The following is a 19,153-nucleotide window of genomic DNA, read 5'->3' on the forward strand; positions in this document are numbered from 1 at the left end:
CCACCCCGTGGATTTGAAACACTGACTTCGCAATATCCAGACCAATCGTCGTAACGTTGCCCATCATAGATCTCTCCTCCAGCTTCTGGCCCAACGATCATACCGCAGGGCGGGAGGAGAGCCGTCCACCGCATCAGAAGCGGACAGGCCGCTCCCCTACTCTGTAGCGAGGATTTCAGAGGTTAAAAATGCCGGCTTGGAACTTGCCGCACCAACAAAGCGGCGCCAACCGCCATATGCAGAGATATCTTTAGCCGCCGACAGCCCCGCGGTCTCTGCCAGAAAACCCTTTGCCGTTGTGCCGTCGGCGAGCTCGATGGTGCCAATGCCGAGCGGCGGCGGGGTGGCGGCAACGAAACGGCCGAAGGCGTCGGCAGAAAGACGCCAGACCTCGACTTCGATGGCCGCGCCGCCGCTACCGACCCGCAGCAACCCCGGCTTAGGCGGGATTTGGTCAGCAAGTTCATACAGCCTGTAGACAGGCGACGTCATCGTGGCTCTTGAGAAAGATGCACCGGCCAATTTGAGCTGGCCATTGAGCGGCATCCCCGATAGGTGCGCACCGACCACCACCAGTTCGATCGTGCCATCTTCAGTCGGTCCAGCTTTGGGCTGGGCATTCGGTTGCTGCCAGCCGGTCGCGCCGAGGGTGAGACCACTTGCGACATGAAGATCGCGCGCCAGCGCAGCCGTCAGCGCGTCCTTCCCGGCCGCCGAGAGCAAGGTGACGCTCATCGGTAAGCTATCGCCGCGCGTGCCGGTCGGCACGGCAATGCCGCACATGTCGAGCAGATTGACGAAGTTGGTGTAGGTGCCGAGCCGGCTGTTGGTGACGATTGGATCGGCCAGCACGGCATCGACGCTGTAGTGCGTCGGCGCCGTCGGCACGCAGAACAGATCGACGGAGGCGATGACCGGGGCGAGCTTGGCCTTCAAGGCCTGCAAGGCATAGAGGCCGTTGAAGGCGTCTGACGCCGAAAGCCGGCGCGCGCCGGCGATGATCTGCCGCGTCACCGGATGCATCGCCGCTTCGTCGGTGTCCATGAAGCCGCGGATCGCCGCGTAGCGCTCCGCCACCCAGGCGCCTTCATAGAGCAGGTTGGCGGTGGCGTAGAAATCGCCGAAGGGGATTTCGACCAGCTTGCAGCCGAGCTCTTTCAACATAGAGAGTGCAGCGGCGAAACCGGCTTGCATGGCATCGTCGCCAAAGAATTCGAGGTCGCTCTCAGCGGGAACGCCGACGGTCAGCACAGGCGGACGGGCGGCGGGCGGCGGCGCGGGAATGGTGCGCGAGTAGGCATCGGCCTCGTCCTTCGCGGCAGCCACCTTGAACACCGCGTAGGCGTCGTCGACGGTCAGCGCGAAGACCGAGATGCAATCCAGTGTGCGGCAGGCCGGCACCACGCCGGCGGCCGACAGTGCGCCGACCGTCGGCTTCAGGCCGATGATGCTGTTGAGGCCGGCCGGTATGCGCCCGGAGCCGGCCGTGTCGGTGCCGAGCGCGAAGGAGACAATGCCGCGCGCCGTGGCCACCGCCGAACCGGACGATGAGCCGCCAGGCACCAGTTTCGGGTCGATGGCGTTCTTCGGAATAGGATAGGGCGAGCGCACGCCGACGAGACCCGTTGCGAACTGGTCGAGATTGGTCTTGCCAATCACCAATGCTCCGGCCGCCTTCAGCCGGGCAACCACCGTGGCGTCCTTTTGCGGCGTATAGGCATATTCGGCGCAGGCCGCCGTGGTCGGCATGCCGGCAACGTCGATATTGTCCTTGACCGCGAAAGGTATGCCCCACAGCGGCTTCGCCGCGGGATCAAAGGGTCCAAGAGCCTCTGCTTGCGCAAGCAACTCGGCCTTGTCGGCAAGGTGGATGAAGATGCCGGGGTCAGCGGCTGCGGCAATGCGCTCGAATACCGTCTCGACCATGGCCGACGCCGGCAGACTCGCTGCATAGGCGGCGTGGAGATTGCCGAAATCAAAGCGAATGTCGCTCATTTTTCTTCCCCCAGAATGATCACCGGCAGATCCCATTGGATCAGCACGACGCAGCCTTTTTCCGTCCAGACAGAATGCTCGGTACCGACCGGGTTCAGTATGACGCTGCCGGCGGCATACTCGCCATTCTCGTCGCTCTGTATGCCCTCGATGACGACGATAGTCTCCAGCCCGACATGGCGGTGGCGCGGCACCCCGGCGCCGGGCTGGTAGTTCAGGATTGCGACGGAGGGCTCGACCGGCCCCCCTCTCAGCAGCCAGTGCACCGTGATGCCGTCGCGAAAATGCTCGAACGCCAGCTGGCGCCAGCCCCCGTCGAGGAGGCCGGCAAAACTAAGATTGGGCATTGGCAATTCCCTCGAGCACCTGGTCGGTTGTCGCCGTCCAGCCGACAATGGCGCCTTGCGCCCGGATCATCGCAAGCGCCGCCATCTTGAATTCGGCGAAGTAGCTTTCGGTCGCATCCTCGGCCAGCAGGCATTCATAGCCCCTGTCGTTGGCTTCACGCATGGTCGTCTGCACGCAGACCTCGGTGGTGACGCCGGCGAAGACCAACTGTTCCACGCCGAGCCGCTTGAGATCCTCGCCAAAGCTGGTCGCATGGAAAGCGCCCTTGCCGGGCTTCTCGATGACGATCTCGCCGGGAAGCGGGGCCAGTTCATCAAGGATCGCGGTACCCGGCTCGCCGGAGATAAGCACCCGCCCCATCGGGCCTATGTCGCCGATACGGATCGACGGATTGCCGCGATTGCGCTTGGCCGGTGGCAGGTCCGAGAGATCGGACCTGTGGCACTCCATCGTGTGGATCACCGGCAGGCGGGCGGCGCGGAACCCCTCGATCAGTTTCTTCACCGTCGGCACGATTGCCGTGATCCGGCTGACATCGTTGCCGAGGCTGGCACCGAAGCCGCCAGGTTCGGCGAAATCGCGCTGCATGTCGATGACCACGAGCGCCATGGTCCCAGGCTTGAAAGCGAAGGCGAAGGGAAGCGCGTCGATTTCCGCCATCAGTGATGTCCCGCCATATGCTCGCCGATCGTCTGGACACTGGCTTGCGCGATCGGGGTTTCGTAGACCAGCGCGCCGTCCGACATGACGAAGATGCGGTCGGAGAGTTCGAGCAGTTCGTCGAGGTCCTCCGACATCAGCAACACCGCGGCGCCGGAATTCCGCGCGCGCATGATGCGGGCGCGGATTTCGGCCACGGCGGAAAAGTCGAGGCCGAAGCAAGGGTTGGAGACGATGAGCAGGTCGACCTCGCCGGTCAGTTCGCGGGCCAGCACCGCGCGTTGCACATTGCCGCCGGACAGCGACGAGATCGGTGAAGCCAGCGACGCCGTCTTGACCTTGAATTGCTCGACCAGATTTGCTGCGAAGCTCTTGATGCCGCTGGTGTTGATCCAGTTCACCAGCTTGCCGTTGCCGTCGATGTCGAAGCTGCGAAAGGCGATGTTCTCGGCCACCGTCATCTTCGGCGCGCAGGCGTTCTTCAACGGCTCCTCCGGAATGAGCCGCACGTTCAGCGTTCGCGCCTCGGTGCGGCTCGATGCATAGGGCGAGCCCTTGACCAGTACCGCGCCGCCGTCGCGTGCCCGCTGACCGGCGAGCACTTCGAGGAACTCCTTCTGACCATTGCCGGAGATGCCGGCGATGCCGACGATCTCGCCGGAACGGACGCCGAGATCGTCGATGCGGATCGACTTCAGTCCGGTGCGGTCCGGCGCCTTCAGCGACGTCACCTTGAGCACGATGTCCGCGTCCGGTTTTGTCATCGCGCGGCTGTCGAGCGCGGTGATCGGCTGATCGCCGATCATCATCGCCGCCATCGCCTTGTGGTCGAGATCGGCGACCCGGCCGGTGCCAGTCAGCTTGCCCTTGCGCAGCACGCTGACATCGTCGGCGAACGCTGTCACCTCGTGGAATTTGTGCGAGATCATCAGCACGGTCAGGTCGCCGGCCTTGGCCATGCCGCGCAGCAGGCCAAGCACTTCCTGTGCTTCGCCCGGCGTCAGCACCGAAGTCGGCTCGTCCAGCACTAGGAAACTGCGTCCGAGATAGAGCTGTTTGATGATTTCCAGCTTCTGCTTCTCGCCGGCGGCAAGCTCGGCCACTTTCACGTCGAGCGGCAGCTTGAACGGCATGCGCTGCATGAAATCGGCAAGGTCGGCACGCTCCTGCCGCCAGTCGATAATCCCTGGCACTTTCTCGCGCGAGATGACCAGGTTTTCCGCGCCTGTCAGCGAAGGCACCAGCGTGAAATGCTGGTAGACCATGCCGAGGCCGAGCGCCGATGCGTCGCGCGGGCTGGCGATGCTGACCTCACGCCCGTCGACAAGGATGTCGCCTGACGTCGGGTGATAAAAACCCATCATGCATTTGACCAGAGTCGACTTGCCGGCGCCATTCTCGCCGAGCAGCGCATGGAACGACCCCGCCGGCACCTTGATCGACACGGTGTCGAGTGCAGTGAAGCCGCCGAAGCGCATGGTCATGCCGACGGTCTCGACGCCGACCGCTTTCTTGTCGCTCTCACTCATGGCCGAGCTCCATCATGGCAGTTGCGCGACGAAGGCTTTCGAATTCGACACCGCGCCGAACACGCCGCCCTGCATCTTGATCATCTTGATCGCGGCCAGATGGTTGCCGTGGTCGGTGGCGCCGCAGCAATCCTCCAACATGACGCATTCGAAGCCACGGTCATTGGCTTCGCGCATCGTCGTGTGCACGCAGACATCGGTGGTGATGCCGGTGAGCACGATGTTTTCGATGCCGCGCTGGTTGAGGATCAGTTCCAGGTCGGTGGCGCAGAACGAGCCCTTCCCCGGCTTGTCGATGATCGGCTCGCCTTCGATGGGATAAAGGTCGGGAATGATGTCCCAGCCGGGCTCGCCGCGCACCAGGATACGCCCGCACGGACCGGGGTCGCCGATGCCGGCATTGATGCGGCGCGAGCGCCAGCGTTTGTTGGCCGGCAGGTCGGCGAGATCGGGGCGGTGGCCTTCGCGCGTGTGGATGATGGCGTAGCCCTTGGCTCGCATCGCCAACAGCACCGACTTGATCGGCTCGATCGGTGCTCGCACCAGCGACAGGTCGTAGCCCATATGGTCGACATAGCCGCCAGGCCCGCAGAAATCCGTCTGCATATCGATGATGATCAGCGCCGTGTTGTCTGGGCGAAGGTCGCCATTGTACGGCCACGGATAGGGATCGGCGTCGATGTAGTGCTGGGTGAATTCGGCTCTGGCATTCATGCGGAAACTCCAGTCATTTGCTGCCAAGTCTCATTTGGTGCCAGCCTCATTTGGTGCCAGCCTCATTTGGTGCCAGCCTCATTTGGTGATCGACAGTTCGCCGGGCGCGCCGGCCAGCGAGCGGTCGGGCGAGGAGGTGGCGATCATGATGACAAGGGTGAGGATGTAGGGGGCGGCGTAGAACAGATAGTAGCCTTGCGTGACGCCGACCGACTGCAGGGCCGGCCCGAGCGCGCCGGCGCCGCCGAACAGCAATGCGGCGGCAAAGCAGCCGAGCGGGTTCCAGCGCGCGAAGATGACCAGCGCCACCGCCATCAGGCCTTGTCCGGACGAGATGCCCTCGGTCCAGCTGCCGGGATAGTAAAGGGAGAGGTAAGCGCCGCCGACGCCTGCGAACGCGCCGCCGACGCCGGTGGCGAGCAGCCGCACGGTGTTCGGGTTGAGACCCATGGCACGCGCCGCGTCGGAGCTGTCGCCGACCACCCGCACGATCAAACCGGCGCGCGTGTTCTTGAAGGCCCACCAAAGGAATACCGCCAACACCGCCCCGATCAGAAACAAAACATTGACGTCAAGTGCGGCCTGCACCTGCGGAATATCGGACCAGCCACCGAAGGGGATCGCCGGCAAATTGGGCGCTTTGGGCTGGATGAAAGGCTTGCCGAAGAAAAAGGCGAGGCCCGAGCCGAACAGCATCAGGGCGATGCCGATGGCGATGTCGTTGACCTTGGGAAATTTGCAGATCCAGCCGTGGAACAGGCCGAAGCAGGTACCGGCAACGGCCGCGGCAATCAAGCCGAGCCATGGCGATCCTGATATCACGGCGACCGCATAGGCGGTCATGGCGCCGAATACCAGCGTTCCCTCGAGGCCGAGGTTGATCCGACCCGAGCGCTCGGTGATGGCTTCACCCAGCGAAACGAAGATGAAGGGCGTCGAAACGCGGATGGCGCCGCCGAGGATGGCGAGCGGCACGCCCCAGAGGCCGATGTCGGTCGGGTCCATCAGGCCACTCGCTTCCAGAGATCGGGATTGAAGGCCTTGAAGCGGCCGTACAAGGTCTCGCTGAACAGGATGACGATGAACAGCATGCCTTGCAGCACCAGCACGGTGGCGTCGGGCAGGTCCATGCGCCGCTGGATCAGGCCGCCGGAGGCATCGATGCCGCCGAGCAGGAAAGCGACCGGGATGATGGCGAGCGGATTGTGGCGGGCGAGGAAGGCCACGAGAACGCCGGTATAGCCGTAACCGGCGGCCAGCGAGGCGTTGGCGCTGCCCTGTACGGCCGCGACTTCAAGCATGCCGGCGAGCCCGGCGAAGCCGCCAGCAAGTGCCGTGAAGCCGACGATCAGCGGCCCGACGGCAAGTCCCTGCACCTGCGCTGCCTTGACGTTGCCGCCGGCTATACGGGCGGCGAACCCCCAACGGGTTTTCTCGATCAGCACCCAGGACAGCACGCAGGCGACGATGCCGATGACGAGGCCCCAATGCACCTCCATGCCCGAAATGTTGCCGATGCGGTAGGCCTCGGCCAGTGGCTTCGTCGACGGCTTGTTGAGTGAGGCCGGGTCGCGCAACGGTCCCTCGACCAGCTGGTTCATCAGCGCGATGGCGATATAGGCCATCAGCAGGCTGGAGATGGTCTCGTTGACGGCGCGGTAATGGCGGAGCGCGCCGACGGTACCGATCCAGATGCCGCCGGCGGCCATGCCCGCCACGCCCATGACGAGAATGACGATAAAGGACGGCGCGCCATTGAGCGCCGCGCCGGCCGCCGCGGCAGCTACGCCACCGAGCACGATCGCCCCCTCGCCGCCGATGACGACGAGGCCGAGCCGCGCCGGCAGCGCCACGCAGAGCGCGGTGAGCAGCAAGGGGGCGGCGCGCGACAGCGAGTTCTGGATCGAAAACCAGGAGCCGAAGCCGCCGCGCCACATCATTTCATAGAGCTGCACCGGCGACTTGCCGACGGCCAGGATGAACAGGCTGAAGATCGCCATGCCAACGATGAGTGCCGCGACCGGAATGACGAAGGCCTCGGCGCGGCGGGCGACCCATTCGAGCGCCGCCGGATAATCCTTGACGCCGAACATCGGCACGTCCGCATTGCTGACCGTCTCTGCCATGGCCCCGTCTCCGTCCTCCCGGCTCAAGCGGTCGAGCCGACGACCCCGTCGACCAGATAATCCATGCTTTCGAGTTCGATGGCCGTCTCTGGGAAGGCCTGGCCTTCGGTGGCAACGACCGTGCCCTTGTTGCTCTTCAGCGGTCCCTTGATGACGGCGAAGCCACCCTTCATCATTTCGGCCAGCGTGGCATCGAACTGCTTGCGCGCCGGCTCGCCGACCGCGGGGCCGAGCGGGCTCATCTTGACAAAGCCGTCGGCGAGGCCACCGCGTGTGAAGTTGGGCAGCGGCTTGCCGGCGACGAGATCGTCGACGAACGTCTTGTAGACCTTGGCCCAGTTCCACTCGGCGCCGGTGAGGTATTTTTCCGGGGCCAGCGGGCTCTGGTTGGCGTGGTAGCCGCAGACAAAGGCGCCACGGCCAGCGGCCGTCTCGACCACTACTTTCGGGCTATCGACATGGCAGGTCACGACGTCGATACCCTGGTCGACCAGCGCATTGGTGGCCTCCGCCTCCTTCACCGCCAGCGACCATTCGCCGGTGAAGATGACCTGGCAGGTGATGGTGGGGTCGACCGAGCGGGCGCCGAGCAGGAAGGAGTTGATGTTGAGCAGCACCTGGGGGATCGGCTTGGCGGCGACGAAGCCGAGCTTCTTCGACTTGGTGGTGTGGCCGGCGACAACGCCGTTGAGATTTTGGCCCATGCCGATATAGCCGAAATACGAACCGGCATTCATCGGGTGTTTGGCCTTGTCCCACATGCCGCCGCAGTGGCGGAACTGGACATCGGGGAATTTCGCGCACATGGCCAGCATGTGGGGGTCGAAATAGCCGAACGAGGTCGGGAAGATCAGCGAGGCACCGTCGAGATTGATCATCGATTCCATCGTCTTCTGGACGTCGACCGTCTCGGGGACGTTCTCTTCCTCGACGACTGTGATGCCCTCGATGCCCTTCAGCGCCGCCGCCCCTTCGGCATGCGCCTGGTTGTATCCGTAATCGTCCTTCGGTCCGACATAGATGAAGCCGACCGTGGCCGCGGCGGCAAAGGCCCGGCTCATCGGCAATGCGTTGGAGAGACCAAGGGCTGCCACACCCGTGGTGGTGGTCTTGAGCAAGTCGCGGCGCGTCAGCATGAATCTGTCGGTCATCTGAATGTTCCCTCTCATGAGGCCCCTAAGGGAGCCGATTTACACCTCGCTAAGAAAGTGTATGCAATCTCCATGCCAGCTTGAAAATTCCAGATTATCTAATAGATTCAGTGAAATGCAGTTTCGTGCGCTGCACAAAGACTTGGCAATTGCATACAGTTCTTGCCTAAATAGTAGTCTATTTGACATGCGGATTAAAATATAGGCATAAAGGAATAATCAGTGAGTCGAATTGGCCGCTGGGCCTACGGACCCTGCGGTTCGGCCAGGCAAAAGAACTGTGTGGGAGAGAGCGTGTCGGGAAAGCGCAGCTTGATCAGGTCGGGAACGACCGTCGATCAGATGGTGAGGGCGATCGGCGACCGCATCGTCACCGGCGTGCTGCGCCCCGGCGAGAAGCTGGACGAGGCATCGCTCGCCGCCCGCTTCGAGGTCTCACGCACGCCGGTGCGCGAGGCGCTAGGCCATCTCAGTGCGATGGGGTTGGTTGAAAGGCGGCCGAACCGCGGCGCCATCGTCGCCGTGGTCACGCAGGACCACCTGGCGTCGATGTTCGAAAGCATGGCCGAACTGGAAGGGATCTGCGCCCGCTTTTCCGCCGAGCGCATGACGGCCGGCGAACGGCGCGCGCTTGAGGCAGAGCATCAGGCGTCGGCGCGACTGGTGCGCTTGAGTGCCGAAGAAGACTACGAGCACTTCAACACCGAGTTCCATTCGCGGCTCTACCGCGGCGCCCACAGTACGCACATCCACGAACTCACGGTAACCACGCGCGGCCGGCTGGCGCCGTTCCGGCGCGCGCAGTTCAGGCTGGCCGGACGGCTGACGAAGTCCTGGCAAGAGCATGATGAGATTGTCACGGCGATTCTGCGCGGTGATGGCGCCGCGGCCGGTAAGGCTGCCAGGGATCATGTTTCAATCGTCAGCGAAGCCAGTTCGGTGTTCGCTGCGGCTGATTGCAAGCCGCTTGGGCGCAACGTAGCCTAAGAGTCTTCAATGGCATGAAACGCGACATCAAACTTCCAGCGCCGCATTTCCGCGCCGCGGCAACAGCACTAAGTCGGCCGCTTCCTCGGCGTCTTTCAGAAGCGTCTTGCGCGGCATGCCCATCTGCGCACGCATGGTCAGACCGCGCGACAGGTCGAGGACCTGGCTCGCGCGCGCGGATACCGGAAAGTCAGACGGGACCTCTCCCGCGCTGATCGCATCGTAGAATCGCCGTTCTAGTAGCGCCATGCCGCCAGCTCCAGCGTCCTGGAGGAACTGCCGGACCTCAGCATCGTCCACGAGCGGCGCAACGCACAGCAAAAGGCACCCCGGGGCTGATCCTTCATCGGTCGCACTTTCCACGGCGTGCCTCATGAAGCCGACGAGCGAATCACTGCATCTGCGATTAGGCATCCTTGTTCGCGGATTCGAACCGTGTCTCGCACCAAAGCGAACACCAGAGGGAGAACGTGGCTCAGTGACATGCCGGCCAGAACAAAAAACAGCAGCGACATCGACGTTCCACCTGAGGCAGTTAAACCAGCAACACTCAACAAGGACATTGTCAGCGCAATTGCCATGTGTTTTTCCGGGTTCCCGATGCGGGCACGGCTGGACGAAAACCAACGGCACCCATGACATGCCCTAACACATAAATGGCTGTCCCTTGCCCGCTGCCGATCGGGAACCCCAGCAGGCGCATACTGACGTGAGACAGTTCAAAATAGAGGAGAATATGGACAGCCATATGGCCTGCAACGATGGCCAACAGAGGAATCGCCCTAAAGGCCACGCTTGGCTTCTGTCAAAATTTGGACTTGGGCTGACGGCGTGGCCTTTTGCTTGGCGCCCTTGCGCACCAGCATAAAGAAAGGGAGGATGACAGCCGGCACGCCAAAAAGCGCGTAGACAGCATTCGCGTTGGTGGTTGCTATCCTGGCGGCCAAGGCCGCCATGATCAGGCCGTAGGAGCTGGTTGCCATATTCAGGTAAGAGAGCAACCAGTTCGACGTCGGCTTGTCGTAGTCTTTGATCGCCAAAGCGTTGAAACCCGTCATGATGAGGGCAACTGACAGGCCCAGCCCAGCCCTCGCGAGGAGTGCCTGGGCCCCATGCGAGGCAAGCCCATCGCATAATCCACTGAGGGAAAACCCTAGGACCCCAAGGCGCAACAAGCCTGGCAAGACAGACAAGAGCAAGGTGCGCAAGGAAGCGATTGTCGTCGAACTGCCTCTGCTCCCGGAACTCAAGGATGAGCTTTCCTTCGCCCCGGCCGGCAACCTGACATTTCTCGTCACCGAGTATGGTCGGCCTTTCTCGGAAAACGGCCTTGGTAGCAAGATGCGCCAACGGTGCGACGAAGCGGGGCTCCCGGGCTGCAGCGCCCACGGGGTCCGCAAGGCAGGCGCCACCGTTGCCGCCGAAAACGGTGTCACGCATGAACAGCTGAAGGCGATTTACGGCTGGACCACGTATCAGCAGCCCGATCACTACATCCGCAAGGCACGCCGCCGGATAGTGGCGCAGTCTGCCCGGACGCTTCTGGTATTCGATCGAAACGAGAACGAAATGTCCCACTTTTGGAGGGTGGAAGAGAGTGGGACAAAAAAGTACAAAAAACCCAATTAAAGCAACGGCAGCGAAAGCCAATGGTGGGCCCGGAGGGACTCGAACCCCCAACCAAGCGGTTATGAGCCGCCGGCTCTAACCATTGAGCTACAGGCCCCACGCGGGCTGGATTAATGTTTTTCGCATCCCGGCACAAGGCTTTCCCGGCGGGCTTTCGCAGATCGCCCAAATCAACCCATAATCGCGCTCTACGCGACCCTGCGACTTGATCGCAGACCAAGGAGATTTTCATGACCAGACATCTGTTGCCCCTCGCGCTCGCCGCTGCAATCGCTTTTCCGGCGATGGCTGGATCCACCGATCTGCCGACGCCGCCCCGCATCATTGTGTCCGGCGAGGGGGAAGCAACCGTGGCCCCAGATCTGGCGGTGCTGACGCTCAGCGTCATGCGCGAAGCCAAGACGGCGCGCGCCGCGCTCGACGCCAACAATGATGCCATGGCCGCCGTGATCGCCGCGATGAAGGCCGCCGGCATCAAGGATCGCGACCTGCAGACCGCGGGCATCCAGATCAACCCCCGCTACAATTACACCAACAAGCCGGACGGCGGCCAGGAGGCCGAACTCGTCGCCTATCAGGTGACCAACACGCTGTCGGTGCGCGTGCGCGACGTCGACAAGACAGGCGAGATCCTCGACAAGGCGGTGTCGCTCGGCGTCAACCAGGGCGGCGGCATCGCCTTCACCAACGACAATCCGGCGGCCACCGTCACCGAGGCCCGAAAGAAGGCTGTCGCCGACGCCATGGCCAAGGCCAAGACGCTGGCCGAGGCGGCCGGGGTCAGCCTGGGCCGGGTGCTCGAGATCACCGATCAGAACATCAGGCCGGCGCCGATGCCTATCAACGCCAAGGCATTCGACGCCGCGGCCGGCGCGGCGCCGGTACAGGCCGGCGAGAATGCCTACAATGTCCAGGTTACCGTTACCTTCGAACTGAAGTAGGCGGCGCTGGACGCCGTGGCCGAGCATTGCTTGGCCACGGACCTGCTAATGAGAGACCACAGCGGACATTAAAAACCCCGCGGAATCGCTCCCGCGGGGTTTGGGGCCACTTGTTTCCGAGAAAGGGGCTCCATCTTCATGGTTTCAGGCCGAAAAACTTCAGCGATTGATGACCGGGCAACCGCGCTCGTTGGCGAACACGATGACGACGCGGTCGCCGTACTGACGGCCCATCACCTTGACCACGCGGCGGTTGACATCGACGATGCGGGCACGGTGCAGCCCCATGCGCTCGGCCTTGTCGAGAGCGCGGTCCGGCGAGCAGCCACGGCGCCAGTCGTCGCGGCGCTCGTCCCGGCGGTGGCGATAGCCGTCGTCGCCGGCATAGACGCCGAAGCGCGGATCCTGGTTGTTGCCGAAGCCAAGATAGAGGCTGTCGGCATGGGCGGGCATGGCCGCCAGCGTGCCGAGGCCGACCAGAGCCGAAAGCGCCGCCGTCTTGATGGTGGTGTACATGGTTGTCTCTCCTTGTTGCGGGCTTGCGCCCTCCTCGTGAAACCGATGGCGGGAGAATGCACCGGCCTGTCTGAACTATTTACGAACTGCCCGTTCATCTGCGGTTCATGTGGCGCCGCACGGGCAAAGCGGCCGAATTTGCAAATCTCTCGCCGGCCAAATCCCTCGCCGGCCAAATCCCTTGCCGGCCAATCCCTTGCCGGCCAATCCCTTGCCGGCATTCAAAATTATCGCGCCAAGCGTCTTGCCCTCGCACGGTTCCCGACAGGCAAACTCCTGACGGTTTACTGTCGCGCGTCAGGGCTCGTCGTCGAGCATATAGTCAAAATAGTCTTCCGGCTCGGCCAGGTCGGTCTCGCTCGCCTTGACCCGGCCGCGCATGGAAATGCCGGCCTCATGCACGGTCTCGGCATTGCCCGAGACCAACCGATGCCACCAGTAGAGGTCGCGGCCCTCGGCCACCAGCCGGTAGGCGCAGGTGCTGGGCAGCCAGCTGATGGCGCGCACATTCTGCGGCGTCAGGCCGACGCAATCGGGAACGCGCGCCAGCCGGTTGGCATAGTCCGCACAGCGGCAGCTCTCGGCGTCGAACAGCCGGCAGCCGACGCTGGTCCAGTAGATTTCACCGGTGTCCTCGTCCTCGAGCTTGGACAGGCAGCACTTGCCGCAGCCGTCGCAGAGCGATTCCCACTCGGTGGGGCTCATCTCTTCCAGCGTCTTGGTCTTCCAGAACGGGGTTTCCATTCCCGGCATGTGGCCCCAGCCGCGGCCAAGGTCAAGCGCGGCAACAGCCGCAATGAGGCTGCTAGCGGGCCGAATGACATGAAGTTGCCTTCAAAAAGTCGGCCAATAGCCCTGTACGGCCCCTAACGATGGGCAGCTGGAACCAATTTCGTTAAAAGCGGTTTCGGCAAGGATGGGACCCCACAAGGAGAATTTCGATGAAACGCCAACCACGGATTCTGGCAGGCACAGCACTTGGCCTGTTGATGGCGTCCGCGCCGTTAGGCGCGTCCCCGCTTCAGGGGACAGCCGCGTTCGGCCCCATGCAACCCGGGGGGACACCGCAGATCGTCCTGGCGCAGGACACGCCCACTGACCAGAGCGACCAAGAACTGCCTCGCAAGAAGAAGCGCGAGCAGCAACAGCAGACCCAACAGGCGCCCGCCGCCGAGCAGCCCGCGCCTGCGGCCGAGGAACAGCAGCCGCGCAGGAAGAAGCGCGACCAGCAGCAGCAGGCCGAGCAGGCCCCCGCCGGAGAGGCGGCACCCGCCACCGACGAGCAGCAGCCCCGCAGGAAGAAGCGCGACCAGCAGCAGCAGACCGAGCAGGCCCCCGCCGGAGAGGCGGCACCCGCAACCGACGAGCAGCAGCCCCGCAGGAAGAAGCGCGACCAGCAGCAGCAGACCGAGCAGGCCCCCGCCGGAGAGGCGGCACCCGCAACCGACGAGCAGCAGCCCCGCAGGAAGAAGCGCGACCAGCAGCAGCAGACCGAGCAGGCCCCCGCCGGCGAGGCGGCACCCGCCACCGACGAGCAGCAGCCACGCAGGAAGAAGCGCGACCAGCAGCAGCAGGCCGAGCAGGCCCCCGCCGGCGAGGCGGCACCCGCAACCGACGAGCAGCAGCCACGCAGGAAGAAGCGCGACCAGCAGCAGCAGACAGAGCAGGCCCCCGCCGGCGAGGCAGCCCCTGCCAACGACAACCAGCCGACCAAGCCTGGCAGGAAACACAAGCTGGACCAGCAGAAAGAGGCGCCGGCCGCCGTGCCGGAGACCGCTCCGACACCGAAGCAGGCTCCTGCCGGCGAAGCGACGCCGAAGGTTGAATCCGCTCCCGCCGGCGAGCAGGCTCCCGCCCAGGGCGAGCAACCTCAGGACAAGACGAAGAAGCACGGCAGGAAACCGGCTGGCGAACAGCCGGCGAATGGCGAGCAGCCCGCGACCGGCCAACAGCCGGCGACGGGAGAGCAGCCCGCTACCGGTGGGTCCGCTACCGATGGGAAGGCCGCGCCTGTCCAGGGCGAAAACCCGGTTCAGGGCGAAGCACCCGCCGACAAGAATGCCGCCCCCATCCTCGATAGCCAGAAGGATGCCAGGCGCAAGGGTCGTGGCGAGAACGGCCGGAACCCAGCCAACCAGCCCGCCAACCAGAATGGCGAAGAGCAGAACGGTGGACAGCAAAATGGTGGGCAAAACGCCCAGCAGGGCGGTGACCAGGGCCGGAAGCCGGTAGTGGCGCCGGTGGATCAGGGTCCGCCTCCAACCGACGACAGGGCAGCCCAGGAGGCGATCAAGACGGAAAAAATCGTCCCGGTGACGCAGGAGAAGGGCAAGCGGCTCGAGCGCGCGCCTGACGAGAACATCCGTGACCGCCGCAGGCCCAAGGGCGTCGACGTCCTCAAGGAGATCGGCGACCGGGTGATCGTCCAGTTCAACGACCAGACGTTCGTCCAGAGCAACGATCGCCCGCGCCTGACCCGCGGCGCCAAGGATGTCTACTACGAGGACCTGCCGCAAGGCCGCACGCGCGAGACGGTCGAGCGCGACAATGGCTTCCGGATCGTCACCATACGCAACCGCTACGGCGACATCCTGCAGCGGTCGCGCATCGCACCCGACGGTCGGGAATATGTGCTGAGCTATGTCGACGAGCGCAGCTATCAGGACGAAGAGGACTGGCGCGATCCCGGCGATGATCTGCCGCCGATGCGGCTGACCATCCCGCGCCGGGACTACATCCTAAATTCCGAGGATGTCGAAAGCCCCGACGACTACTACACCTTCCTCGAACAGCCGCCGGTGGAGAAAGTGCAGCGTCTCTACTCGATCAACGAGGTCAAGCGTTCGGCTCGCGTGCGTGACATTGCACGGCGCATCGATCTCGACACGCTGAACTTCGAATTCGGCTCGTCCTCGATCTCCGACACCGAGGTGCAGAAGCTCCAGGGTGTCGCCGACGCCATGGAGAAGCTGTTGAAAAAGAACCCGGCCGAGACCTTCCTGATCGAGGGCCACACCGACGCCGTCGGCACGCCCGAGGCAAACCTTGCTCTGTCGGACCGTCGCGCCGAAGCCGTCGCCGAAGCGCTGACCAACGCCTTCGGCATCCCGCCCGAGAACCTGACGACACAGGGCTATGGCGAGGAGTATCTGAAGGTCGATACCTCGGCGCCCAACCGTGAGAACCGGCGCGTCGCCATCCGCCGCATCACCTCGCTTGTGGCGCCGGTGGCGAGCAACAACTGACCTGCGTTTCCAGCCACTTGTAGTGATTCCTGGAATCAGATCGGCAACAACGTCCCATCCCGGTCAACCGGGATGGGATTGAATCACCGGGGTTCGCACCCCAGATTCCTGACTGGGCGTTCCCTGCCCCGTCCCGACTCCAGCGGGACGCATTGAGCCCCGCCGGCCCTCTCCGGCGGGGTTTTTTGCTTTCAGATCCACCGTGCAAACCGTGCCCTGCTGGCCGAAATACGTGCTCAACGAAGGACGAGGCGACTTGATGCCTACGGAAGAAAACGGCGATCAGAAGCTTGAGCAGCTTCGTCGGGCAATCGATGAGCGCGACCAGTCAGGTGAACCGGAGCCGTTCGAGTCGTTTTTTGAAAGCGAGCGGCGGCAGCAGGATTCCCTTCAGTAGATGTTCTTGATCTTGCTGTCCGTCCTGGCAAACACCTCATCCGGCACAAAAAAGTCTCCGGCCAGCGGTCCGGTTGCGTCAGGCGCATAGACCGAGAAATCGCTGACGCCCTCGGCGCGCAGCACCTCTTCGTCGATATAGAAATTGCCTGATGCCACGCGCGACGGCCGCATGAAGATCGCATGCGCGGCATCGGCCATGATGTCGGGCGACCGGCTCATCGCCGCCACCGTGGCTCCGCCCAGAAGGTTGCGCACCGCGGCCGTGTCGATGGTCGAGATCGGCCACAGCGAATTGACCGCGATGCCATCCCTGGCGAATTCCTCGCTCATGCCTAGCGTGCACATCGACATGCCGAATTTGGCCATGGTGTAGGCGACATGGTTCTTGAACCATTTGGCCTTCATGTCGAGCGGCGGCGCCAGATTCAGGATGTGAGGGTTTTTCGCCAACTTCAGGTGTGGAATGCACATTTTGGACACGAGGAAGGTGCCGCGCGTGTTGATCTGATGCATCAGATCGTAGCGCTTCATGTCGGTTTCCAGCGTGCCGGTGAGCTGGATGGCGCTGGCATTGTTGACGCAGATATCGATGCCGCCGAATTTCTCGACGGTTCTGCCGACCGCCTCGGCAACCTGCGCTTCCTCGCGGATGTCGCATAGCACCGGCAGTGCCTTGCCGCCGGCCTGCTCGATCTCTTCAGCGGCGCTGTAGATCGTTCCCGGCAGCTTCGGATGCGGCTCCGCCGTCTTGGCCGCGATCGTCACATTGGCCCCGTCGCGCGCGGCGCGCAGCGCGATCGCCAGGCCGATGCCACGTGACCCGCCGGAGATGAACAGCGTTTTTCCGTTCAGCGACATTTTCCGCCTCCCTGCAATCTTTTCGTCGTCGCGATCCTTGCCCGCGCTGCAGCGGGATACAAGAGCCCGCGACAGGAAGCCATGGTGACGCAGCGGAGGCCGGCCAGGGTTGGGAGCGCAAAACCTATTGGATTGGCAGCCCCGGTTGTTGGCAGCGCCAACCTTTCTTGAAACCACCATGGTGCTCGCGGGCAGCCGGTAGGATCAAGTCCTGGATCGCCTTGAACGCTTCCTGTGAACCGCCTTGTTCGAGACAATCGACTTCACCGGCGCGACCATGCAGCTGTCGCCCCGGCAAGCCTTTCCGCGTTACGGCAAGGGGCGGCACCCGGCGGCGCTGACCTTCGGCGACTGCATCGCCTACGCCACGGCACGGCTCGAAGCCGTGCCGCTGCTCTTCACGGGCGAAGACTTTCGGCCGACCGACATCGAAGCCGCGATCTCAGACCAGAACCAGCCCCTGCCGCATCGCGATGGCGATGGCGTCCGTACGATTGGCGGCACCGAGCTTGATCAGGATCGCGGCGACATGGAACTTCGCCGTGTGGACGGAGATGTTGAGCCGCCGCGCGATCACCTTGTTGGGCGCCCCTTCGGCCAGCAGCGCCAGCACTTCCGCCTCGCGCGGCGACAGCGCCGGCCGGGCGGCGGCGCCATCGTCGACCGTTTCCTCACCGAACAACCCGCTATGGCTTTCATCCCCATTGGCCGCATCGCCGCGGTCGAAATCGGCATGCCTATCCGGCACCGAATGCCCTTCGCCGGACACCCGGTAGCCGGAGGCGGCCAGCCTGACGGCAGCGGCGATCAAAGCTGCGTCCGCGGCCGACGGGAGCACCGCAAACACCCGGCCTTGCGGCCGGCCCGCGTGGTCCGAAAGCAGTACCTTTGGGGTCGTGATGCTGCCGACGCTCGCTCGATCGACCAAGGCCGCGCTGTTGGCGACGGCATCATCGATGATGGCGACATCGGCGACCCCGCCGGCGGCCACGACCGGCAGCAGATCGTCCGTCATGGCAAGCGAAGCCGACAAACGCTCGGCGCGCGCGGCATCGCGCAGTGCGATCAGCACCACGAGCTGGCGTTCGCCGCGCGCCACGTCAGGCCTTGTCAGCGTGTCGCTTTCCATCCGTCCTCTCAGCTCAGCGGCTTTTCACCGATGGTCAGCACGACGTCGCGCTGTTCGCCGCCGCGCACGACACCCAGCTTCACCGAAACACCGGCGCTGTCGGGCCCGAGCCGACGGATCAGGTCTCGCGGACCATGCACGGCCTCGCCGTTCCATGCCACGATGATGTCGCCGAGCGTGAGGCCAGCGGCCTTGGCCGGACCATTGTCGTCGAGGCTCATCACCATTGCGCCACGCGCGTCGCGGTCGCGCACCGGATGCAGGCCGGCGCCGAGGTAACCGCGGGCGACATGGCCTTTTTCGCGCAGCGTCGCCACCGCGCGTTCGATCGACTCATGCGGCATGACCAGCGCGCGGCCACGCGGGCCGAACAGAAGCATGCCGATCAGTGCGCCCTTGGCGTCCAGCACCGGGCCACCCTCGAAGCGGCCGCCGGCGCCGACAGCCAGGTTGATGCGCCGGTCGATGGTGCCGCCGCGCATCGAGCGCCAGGCCGGGCCGACTTCACCGACCGAGCCCGACACGGCCAGCACCGAGCCCTGGCTGCTGCCGATGGCTATGGCGATATTGCCTGGTCGAACGGGGCTGGCTCTATCGAGGACAGGCGCGGTGGCCGCATCCGCGGGCTTCAGCAGGGCGACGCCCGTCGAAGGATCGCGGCCGACCAGTTCGGCCTTCGCCGTCTCGCCGGAGGCCAGCGTCAATTCGATCTCCTCGCCGGCCTCGACGGCTTCCTCGGCGGTGACGAAATAGCCGTCGCCCCAGTGGAAGGCGCTCGCCGTGCGGTGATGATGCGTGGCGAAGCTTGCCGTTGTCGGCGTCGCCTTGGCGGCGATATCGGCGATGGCATCGGAAAATGCGTTCAGATTGAAGTCGCTCATGATGATCTCCTGGGTTTTCTCCTGCCCCAGATATCGCTCGGCGGT

General features: G+C 64.0%; 22 protein-coding genes, 1 tRNA gene and 1 pseudogene. 6 read left to right on the top strand and 18 right to left on the bottom strand.

Annotated features, from left to right (window positions below):
• Positions 1 to 156: 156 nt before the first annotated feature.
• The 8 genes from atzF to AC3CB8_RS26280 form a co-directional block, all read right to left on the bottom strand.
• A complete protein-coding gene (atzF, locus tag AC3CB8_RS26245; protein ID WP_352564657.1) occupies positions 157 to 1,995 on the bottom strand; it encodes an allophanate hydrolase in 1,839 nt (612 codons plus the stop codon).
• A complete protein-coding gene (locus AC3CB8_RS26250; protein ID WP_023773511.1) occupies positions 1,992 to 2,342 on the bottom strand; it encodes a cupin domain-containing protein in 351 nt (116 codons plus the stop codon). Before AC3CB8_RS26250 ends, atzF begins: the two co-directional genes overlap by 4 nt.
• The gene (locus AC3CB8_RS26255; RefSeq protein WP_023794306.1) at positions 2,329 to 3,003 is read right to left on the bottom strand and encodes a cysteine hydrolase family protein; all 675 of its coding nucleotides are present in this window, start codon (positions 3,001 to 3,003) and stop codon (positions 2,329 to 2,331) included. Before AC3CB8_RS26255 ends, AC3CB8_RS26250 begins: the two co-directional genes overlap by 14 nt.
• Positions 3,003 to 4,532 carry an ABC transporter ATP-binding protein gene (locus AC3CB8_RS26260; RefSeq protein WP_023781541.1) on the bottom strand — a complete coding sequence of 510 codons (1,530 nt, stop codon included), beginning with the start codon at positions 4,530 to 4,532 and terminating at the stop codon, positions 3,003 to 3,005. Before AC3CB8_RS26260 ends, AC3CB8_RS26255 begins: the two co-directional genes overlap by 1 nt.
• Positions 4,533 to 4,544: 12 nt before the next feature.
• Positions 4,545 to 5,246, bottom strand: coding sequence for a biuret amidohydrolase (gene biuH, locus AC3CB8_RS26265; protein ID WP_023794301.1), 702 nt, complete (start codon positions 5,244 to 5,246; stop codon positions 4,545 to 4,547).
• A 78-nt stretch (positions 5,247 to 5,324) separates the two neighbouring features.
• Positions 5,325 to 6,251, bottom strand: coding sequence for an ABC transporter permease (locus AC3CB8_RS26270; RefSeq protein ID WP_023781539.1), 927 nt, complete (start codon positions 6,249 to 6,251; stop codon positions 5,325 to 5,327).
• Entirely contained in the window at positions 6,251 to 7,339 is a 1,089-nt protein-coding gene (locus AC3CB8_RS26275) for an ABC transporter permease (protein WP_352564697.1), read from the bottom strand. The genes AC3CB8_RS26270 and AC3CB8_RS26275 overlap by 1 nt, the downstream gene beginning before the upstream one ends.
• A 56-nt stretch (positions 7,340 to 7,395) precedes the next feature.
• Positions 7,396 to 8,523, bottom strand: a complete 1,128-nt coding sequence (locus AC3CB8_RS26280) for a BMP family ABC transporter substrate-binding protein (protein ID WP_352726937.1) — start codon at positions 8,521 to 8,523, stop codon at positions 7,396 to 7,398.
• Positions 8,524 to 8,865: 342 nt separating this feature from the next.
• On the opposite strand from AC3CB8_RS26280, the gene AC3CB8_RS26285 reads away from it, so the two are divergent.
• A complete protein-coding gene (locus tag AC3CB8_RS26285; RefSeq protein ID WP_084056221.1) occupies positions 8,866 to 9,510 on the top strand; it encodes a GntR family transcriptional regulator in 645 nt (214 codons plus the stop codon).
• Positions 9,511 to 9,537: 27 nt separating this feature from the next.
• Here the strand turns inward: AC3CB8_RS26285 and AC3CB8_RS26290 are convergent, their stop codons facing one another.
• The 4 genes from AC3CB8_RS26290 to AC3CB8_RS26305 form a co-directional block, all read right to left on the bottom strand.
• Positions 9,538 to 9,759: a hypothetical protein gene (locus tag AC3CB8_RS26290; protein ID WP_352564653.1), complete on the bottom strand. Its 222-nt coding sequence runs from the start codon at positions 9,757 to 9,759 to the stop codon at positions 9,538 to 9,540.
• Positions 9,760 to 9,881: 122 nt separating this feature from the next.
• Positions 9,882 to 10,091 (bottom strand): hypothetical protein, encoded by a 210-nt coding sequence (locus AC3CB8_RS26295; RefSeq protein ID WP_352548067.1) that lies wholly within the window; start codon positions 10,089 to 10,091, stop codon positions 9,882 to 9,884.
• Positions 10,076 to 10,279: a hypothetical protein gene (locus tag AC3CB8_RS26300; protein ID WP_352564651.1), complete on the bottom strand. Its 204-nt coding sequence runs from the start codon at positions 10,277 to 10,279 to the stop codon at positions 10,076 to 10,078. The genes AC3CB8_RS26295 and AC3CB8_RS26300 overlap by 16 nt, the downstream gene beginning before the upstream one ends.
• A gap of 13 nt (positions 10,280 to 10,292) precedes the next feature.
• Positions 10,293 to 10,568, bottom strand: coding sequence for a hypothetical protein (locus AC3CB8_RS26305; RefSeq protein ID WP_352564649.1), 276 nt, complete (start codon positions 10,566 to 10,568; stop codon positions 10,293 to 10,295).
• Between the two features lie 142 nt (positions 10,569 to 10,710).
• Here AC3CB8_RS26305 and AC3CB8_RS26310 point away from each other — a divergent pair, with 142 nt between their 5' ends.
• On the top strand, positions 10,711 to 11,139 hold the full coding sequence (locus AC3CB8_RS26310; RefSeq protein WP_352564647.1) for a hypothetical protein: 429 nt from the start codon (positions 10,711 to 10,713) through the stop codon (positions 11,137 to 11,139).
• Between the two features lie 21 nt (positions 11,140 to 11,160).
• Here AC3CB8_RS26310 and AC3CB8_RS26315 read toward each other — a convergent pair.
• Positions 11,161 to 11,236: transfer RNA gene (locus tag AC3CB8_RS26315), tRNA-Ile, on the bottom strand.
• Positions 11,237 to 11,369: 133 nt separating this feature from the next.
• Between AC3CB8_RS26315 and AC3CB8_RS26320 the strand changes: the two genes are divergently transcribed.
• Complete coding sequence (locus AC3CB8_RS26320; protein ID WP_352595376.1) at positions 11,370 to 12,080, top strand: SIMPL domain-containing protein; 711 nt, start codon at positions 11,370 to 11,372, stop codon at positions 12,078 to 12,080.
• A 159-nt stretch (positions 12,081 to 12,239) separates the two neighbouring features.
• Here AC3CB8_RS26320 and AC3CB8_RS26325 read toward each other — a convergent pair whose 3' ends face one another.
• Together AC3CB8_RS26325 and AC3CB8_RS26330 are read right to left on the bottom strand one after the other, a co-directional pair.
• Complete coding sequence (locus tag AC3CB8_RS26325) at positions 12,240 to 12,596, bottom strand: hypothetical protein (protein WP_023770116.1); 357 nt, start codon at positions 12,594 to 12,596, stop codon at positions 12,240 to 12,242.
• Between the two features lie 297 nt (positions 12,597 to 12,893).
• Positions 12,894 to 13,340, bottom strand: coding sequence for a YcgN family cysteine cluster protein (locus AC3CB8_RS26330; RefSeq protein WP_023770117.1), 447 nt, complete (start codon positions 13,338 to 13,340; stop codon positions 12,894 to 12,896).
• Positions 13,341 to 13,537: 197 nt separating this feature from the next.
• Here AC3CB8_RS26330 and AC3CB8_RS26335 point away from each other — a divergent pair, with 197 nt between their 5' ends.
• A complete protein-coding gene (locus tag AC3CB8_RS26335; protein WP_488377356.1) occupies positions 13,538 to 15,841 on the top strand; it encodes an OmpA family protein in 2,304 nt (767 codons plus the stop codon).
• Between the two features lie 259 nt (positions 15,842 to 16,100).
• The gene (locus tag AC3CB8_RS26340) at positions 16,101 to 16,238 is read left to right on the top strand and encodes a type II toxin-antitoxin system ParD family antitoxin (RefSeq protein WP_023781530.1); all 138 of its coding nucleotides are present in this window, start codon (positions 16,101 to 16,103) and stop codon (positions 16,236 to 16,238) included.
• On the opposite strand, the gene AC3CB8_RS26345 is transcribed toward AC3CB8_RS26340, so the two are convergent.
• On the bottom strand, positions 16,232 to 17,098 hold the full coding sequence (locus tag AC3CB8_RS26345) for an SDR family oxidoreductase (protein WP_352564642.1): 867 nt from the start codon (positions 17,096 to 17,098) through the stop codon (positions 16,232 to 16,234). The genes AC3CB8_RS26340 and AC3CB8_RS26345 overlap by 7 nt on opposite strands.
• A 298-nt stretch (positions 17,099 to 17,396) precedes the next feature.
• Here AC3CB8_RS26345 and AC3CB8_RS26350 point away from each other — a divergent pair.
• Positions 17,397 to 17,537: pseudogene (locus AC3CB8_RS26350) on the top strand (type II toxin-antitoxin system VapC family toxin); the annotation flags it as partial.
• Positions 17,538 to 17,540: 3 nt separating this feature from the next.
• On the opposite strand, the gene AC3CB8_RS26355 reads toward AC3CB8_RS26350, so the two are convergent.
• On the bottom strand, positions 17,541 to 18,227 hold the full coding sequence (locus AC3CB8_RS26355) for a helix-turn-helix transcriptional regulator (RefSeq protein ID WP_352595381.1): 687 nt from the start codon (positions 18,225 to 18,227) through the stop codon (positions 17,541 to 17,543).
• Between the two features lie 8 nt (positions 18,228 to 18,235).
• Positions 18,236 to 19,108 (bottom strand): S1C family serine protease, encoded by an 873-nt coding sequence (locus tag AC3CB8_RS26360; protein WP_352564638.1) that lies wholly within the window; start codon positions 19,106 to 19,108, stop codon positions 18,236 to 18,238.
• Between the last annotated feature and the right edge of the window lie 45 nt (positions 19,109 to 19,153).

Source organism: Mesorhizobium sp. P160927, from assembly GCF_057766385.1.

Bases quoted from the DNA above. Each gene is read 5' to 3' on its own strand.
- atzF (WP_352564657.1), bottom strand. From the start codon at position 1,995: ATGAGCGACATTCGCTTTGATTTCGGCAATCTCCACGCCGCCTATGCA.
- AC3CB8_RS26250 (WP_023773511.1), bottom strand. From the start codon at position 2,342: ATGCCCAATCTTAGTTTTGCCGGCCTCCTCGACGGGGGCTGGCGCCAG.
- AC3CB8_RS26255 (WP_023794306.1), bottom strand. From the start codon at position 3,003: ATGGCGGAAATCGACGCGCTTCCCTTCGCCTTCGCTTTCAAGCCTGGG.
- AC3CB8_RS26260 (WP_023781541.1), bottom strand. From the start codon at position 4,532: ATGAGTGAGAGCGACAAGAAAGCGGTCGGCGTCGAGACCGTCGGCATG.
- biuH (WP_023794301.1), bottom strand. From the start codon at position 5,246: ATGAATGCCAGAGCCGAATTCACCCAGCACTACATCGACGCCGATCCC.
- AC3CB8_RS26270 (WP_023781539.1), bottom strand. From the start codon at position 6,251: ATGGACCCGACCGACATCGGCCTCTGGGGCGTGCCGCTCGCCATCCTC.
- AC3CB8_RS26275 (WP_352564697.1), bottom strand. From the start codon at position 7,339: ATGTTCGGCGTCAAGGATTATCCGGCGGCGCTCGAATGGGTCGCCCGC.
- AC3CB8_RS26280 (WP_352726937.1), bottom strand. From the start codon at position 8,523: ATGACCGACAGATTCATGCTGACGCGCCGCGACTTGCTCAAGACCACC.
- AC3CB8_RS26285 (WP_084056221.1), top strand. From the start codon at position 8,866: ATGGTGAGGGCGATCGGCGACCGCATCGTCACCGGCGTGCTGCGCCCC.
- AC3CB8_RS26290 (WP_352564653.1), bottom strand. From the start codon at position 9,759: ATGGCGCTACTAGAACGGCGATTCTACGATGCGATCAGCGCGGGAGAG.
- AC3CB8_RS26295 (WP_352548067.1), bottom strand. From the start codon at position 10,091: ATGGCAATTGCGCTGACAATGTCCTTGTTGAGTGTTGCTGGTTTAACT.
- AC3CB8_RS26305 (WP_352564649.1), bottom strand. From the start codon at position 10,568: ATGACGGGTTTCAACGCTTTGGCGATCAAAGACTACGACAAGCCGACG.
- AC3CB8_RS26320 (WP_352595376.1), top strand. From the start codon at position 11,370: ATGACCAGACATCTGTTGCCCCTCGCGCTCGCCGCTGCAATCGCTTTT.
- AC3CB8_RS26325 (WP_023770116.1), bottom strand. From the start codon at position 12,596: ATGTACACCACCATCAAGACGGCGGCGCTTTCGGCTCTGGTCGGCCTC.
- AC3CB8_RS26330 (WP_023770117.1), bottom strand. From the start codon at position 13,340: ATGGAAACCCCGTTCTGGAAGACCAAGACGCTGGAAGAGATGAGCCCC.
- AC3CB8_RS26335 (WP_488377356.1), top strand. From the start codon at position 13,538: ATGAAACGCCAACCACGGATTCTGGCAGGCACAGCACTTGGCCTGTTG.
- AC3CB8_RS26340 (WP_023781530.1), top strand. From the start codon at position 16,101: ATGCCTACGGAAGAAAACGGCGATCAGAAGCTTGAGCAGCTTCGTCGG.
- AC3CB8_RS26345 (WP_352564642.1), bottom strand. From the start codon at position 17,098: ATGTCGCTGAACGGAAAAACGCTGTTCATCTCCGGCGGGTCACGTGGC.
- AC3CB8_RS26355 (WP_352595381.1), bottom strand. From the start codon at position 18,227: ATGGAAAGCGACACGCTGACAAGGCCTGACGTGGCGCGCGGCGAACGC.
- AC3CB8_RS26360 (WP_352564638.1), bottom strand. From the start codon at position 19,108: ATGAGCGACTTCAATCTGAACGCATTTTCCGATGCCATCGCCGATATC.